3 protein-coding genes are annotated in these 3,778 nt (G+C 71.8%); all 3 read right to left on the bottom strand.

Annotation, left to right across the window (positions count from 1 at the left end; genetic code table 11):
* Positions 1 to 340: 340 nt before the first annotated feature.
* The 3 genes from ACQKQD_RS34025 to metG are packed head-to-tail and all read right to left on the bottom strand — an operon-like array spanning position 341 to position 3,562.
* The gene (locus tag ACQKQD_RS34025) at positions 341 to 1,144 is read right to left on the bottom strand and encodes an MBL fold metallo-hydrolase (RefSeq protein WP_354455941.1); all 804 of its coding nucleotides are present in this window, start codon (positions 1,142 to 1,144) and stop codon (positions 341 to 343) included.
* 22 nt (positions 1,145 to 1,166) lie between these two features.
* On the bottom strand, positions 1,167 to 1,967 hold the full coding sequence (locus ACQKQD_RS34020) for a TatD family hydrolase (protein WP_427510990.1): 801 nt from the start codon (positions 1,965 to 1,967) through the stop codon (positions 1,167 to 1,169).
* Between the two features lie 17 nt (positions 1,968 to 1,984).
* On the bottom strand, positions 1,985 to 3,562 hold the full coding sequence (gene metG / locus ACQKQD_RS34015; protein ID WP_427510989.1) for a methionine--tRNA ligase: 1,578 nt from the start codon (positions 3,560 to 3,562) through the stop codon (positions 1,985 to 1,987).
* Positions 3,563 to 3,778 lie beyond the last annotated feature (216 nt).

Raw genomic sequence — 3,778 nt, 5'->3', positions numbered from 1 at the left:
AGATCGGCACAAGTCTACTCACGCCAGGTCCTAAGACCCAGCCGCAAGGACAAACGCCGCCCGCGTCTCCCTTCCTCATTCCAACTTGTCAAAGAACGCCTCAGTCGCCCGAGGCTCATCAGAGGCAAACAGAAGACCGCCCGGCAATCCCGCCGGCCAATCCCGCCGCTTGTCAGAAGATGGCTCAGCGCCCGGTCCACTTCCGCGGCCGGCGCCGATGAGCCGGGGTATAGATCCACGGTTCCCGGCCGTCAACAGGCTTGTTGGCCGGAAAGCCGATTTTCTTGGACTCCGCGGACGACAGCCGTGTGACGCCCGATTCGCGCTCCCGGTGGGCGCGCTAGGCCTCGAGGCTCAGGGTCATGCCGTCATAGGCGGGCACGATGCCCTCCGGCAGGCGCGCCGCGAGGGCGCCGTAGTCGAGATCCGTGTGCAGGTTGGTGAGGACCGCCCTGCGCGGGCGGACCGACTCGATCAGCGCGAGGGCGTCCGAGACCGAGAAGTGGGTCGGGTGCGGGGTGTCCCGCAGGGCGTCGATGATCAGCAGGTCGAGACCGCGGAGCCGGGCGAGGCTCGCCTCCGGGATCAGGCTGACGTCGGGCATGTAGGCGGCCGCGCCGAAGCGGAAGCCCAGGGCCGCCTCGTTGCCGTGCTCCACCGGGAGCGATTCTACCGTGATCGCGCCCCCCTCCCCCTCCAGGGTCAGGTCGCGGCCGGCGGCGAGGTCGCGCAGGTCGAGGATCGGCGGGTAGGCGCTCCCGGGGGGCGTCTCGAAGCAGTAGCCGAACCGGGCGGTGAGCAGCGACCGCGTCAGGGCGTCGGCGTAGACCGGGATGCGGGCCCGCATGGCGATCACCAGCGGGCGCAGGTCGTCGATCCCGTGGGTGTGGTCGGCGTGCGCGTGGGTGTAGAGCACCCCGTCGAGGCGCGTCACGCCGGCGTCGATGAGCTGCTCGCGCAGGTCCGGAGAGGTGTCGACCAGGAGCGTGGTCCGCCCCGCCCCCGACGCGCGCTCCACCAGGATCGAGCAGCGCCGCCGGCGGTTGCGCGGCTCCGCCGGGTCGCAGGCGCCCCAGCCGCTGCCGACCCGCGGCACCCCGCCGGACGAGCCGCAACCGAGGATGCGCAGGGTCAGGCTCGCCATCCGGATCTCCCGCTCCGACTCGTCACGCAGCGCCCGGGCGCGTTTCGGCGGCCTTGTCGAACAAGGTGAAGAAATTCGCCGTCGTGGTCCGGGCGAAGTCCTCGGCGGTCAGCCCCAGGGTCCCGGCCAGCGACCGGGCGGTGTCGGCCGTGTAGGCCGGCTCGTTGGTCCGTCCCCGGTGGGGCTCGGGGGCCAGGAACGGCGCGTCGGTCTCCACCAGGATCCGGTCGAGGGGCACGGCCCTGGCGATGTCGCGCAGGTCGTGCGAGCGCCGGAAGGTGACGATGCCCGAGAAGGACACGTACAGTCCGAGCTCCACCCCCGCCTCCGCCAGCCGCCGCCCCGACGAGAAGCAGTGCAGCACCGCCCGGAACGGCGCCCGGCCCATCTCGTCGGCGAGCACCCGCTCCATGTGGTCGTCGGCGTCCCGGGCGTGGATCACGAGCGGCAGGCCGGAGAGCCGGGCCGCCGCGATGTGGGCGCGCAGCACCCGCTCCTGCACGGCCTCGGGGGCGGCGTCGGCGTAGTGGTAGTCGAGGCCGGCCTCGCCGATCCCGACGCAGCGCGGGCTGGCCTGGGCGAGGCCCGCGATCGTGTCGGCGGCGACGTCCGGCTCCTCGGCGGCCCCGTGGGGATGGGTGCCGACCGTGTGCCAGACCTCGGGATGGGCCTCGGCGATCGCCCGGTAGGTGTCGGCCTTGGCGACCCGGGTGGCGATCGTGAGCATGCCGGCGACGCCCGCGGCCTTGGCGCGGGCGATCACGCCCGGGAGGTCGGCGGCGAAGTCCGGGAAGTCGAGATGGCAGTGGCTGTCGATGAGCATCGGGTCTCGGAGGGCCGTCAAGTTGAGGGCGTCTCGGGGCGCTCGAAGCGCGGGAAGATCGGCGCGGGGGCGGGGAGCGCCGTGCCGGGCACGAGCCGGCCCCCCGCCCCCACATCGGCGAGGCCGCGCCGGTCGGCCGGCACCGCCAGCAGGTCGAGGAGCTTGGCCGCCGCCCCCGGCACGAAGGGCTGGGTCAGGATGCCGAAGACGCGCAGGGATTCCAGCGTCGTGTAGAGCACCGCGTTCATCCGCGCCGGGTCGGACTTGCGCAGTTTCCACGGCTCCTGGGCGGCGAAGTAGCGGTTGGCCTCGGCCACCACGGCCCAGATCTCCGCCAGGACGGTGTGGAGCGCGAGCTCGCCCATGAGGGTCCGGGCCCGTGCCGGCAGGGCGTCGGCCAGGGCCAGCAGGGCCGTGTCGGCCGCGTCCAGGCTGCCCGGATCCGGCACCGCGCCGTCGCAGTTCTTGGCGACCATCGTGAGCGAGCGCTGGGCGAGGTTGCCGAGGTCGTTGGCGAGATCGGCGTTGATCCGGCCGATGATCGCCTCGTGGCTGTAGCTGCCGTCGCCGCCGAACGGCACCTCGCGCAGCACGAAGTAGCGCACCGGGTCGACCCCGTAGGTGTCGGCGAGCTCGAACGGGTCGAGGACGTTGCCCAGCGACTTCGACATCTTCTCGCCCTTGGAGAGCAGGAAGCCGTGGCCGAAGACGCGCTTCGGGAGCGGCAGCCCGGCCGACATCAGGAAGGCCGGCCAGTAGACCGCGTGGAACCGGACGATGTCCTTGCCGATCACGTGCAGGTCCATCGGCCAGAATCTTTTTTGGGGGTTCTCCGCGTCGGGGAAGCCGGTGACGGTGAGGTAATTGGTGAGCGCGTCGACCCACACGTACATCACGTGGTTCGGATGCCCCGGCACCGGCACGCCCCAGTCGAAATTGGTGCGGCTGACCGAGAGGTCCTTGAGGCCGGAGCGCACGAAGCTCGCCACCTCGTTCCGGCGCGTGTCCGGCCCGATGAAGTCCGGCTGATCCGCGTAGAGGTCGAGCAGCCGGTCCTGGTAGGCGGACAGTCTGAAAAGGAAATTCTCCTCCTCCATCCACTCGACCGGCGTGTCGGTGGCGAGGCTGCGGCGGCTGCCATCCTCCAGGAGCCGGGTCTCGGACTCGTCGTAGTAGGCCTCGTCGCGGACCGAGTACCAGCCGGCATACTTGTCGAGGTAGATGTCGCCGTTGGCCTCCATCCGCCGCCAGATCTCCTGGGCGGCGGCGTAGTGGCCGGGCTCCGTGGTGCGGATGAAGCGGTCGTAGGCGCAGTCCATCCGGTCGGCCATGGCCTGGAACCGGGCGGCGGTGCCGTCGACGTAGGCGCGCGGGGCGGTGCCGGCCCGGGTCGCGGCCTGCTGGATCTTGAGCCCGTGCTCGTCGGTCCCGGTGGAGAACAGCACGTCGTAGCCGTCGAGCCGGTGGAAGCGCGCGATCGCGTCCGCGGCGATCACCTCGTAGGCGTGGCCGATATGGGGCGCGCCGTTGGGGTAGGAGATCGCGGTCGAGAGACCGAACGTCTTTCGGGGATTCGCCGGGGCGTTGGACGTCACGTCTGTGGTGTTCCGGATGAGCGCGGGAAGCTGCCCGCGTTGTCGCGCGGCCGGCGCCGGGACGCAACCGTCGCCGCCTGCGGGCGCGACGGCGATCCTCCGCGGCGGCCGGCACCGGACACGCGTGATCGTCCCCGCGCGCGGTGTGGCGCCGGGGGCATGGCCCGGGAGGCGAGCACGAGGGACGCGGGACGCCGCGGGAACCCAGGTGTCGGC

Origin of the sequence: Methylobacterium sp. NPDC080182 (assembly GCF_050281105.1) — a bacterium.
In the GTDB taxonomy this organism is placed as follows: Bacteria; Pseudomonadota; Alphaproteobacteria; order Rhizobiales; family Beijerinckiaceae; genus Methylobacterium.
The sequence above is the reverse complement of the archived record's forward strand: the minus strand, read 5'-3'. Positions and strand labels throughout refer to the sequence as shown.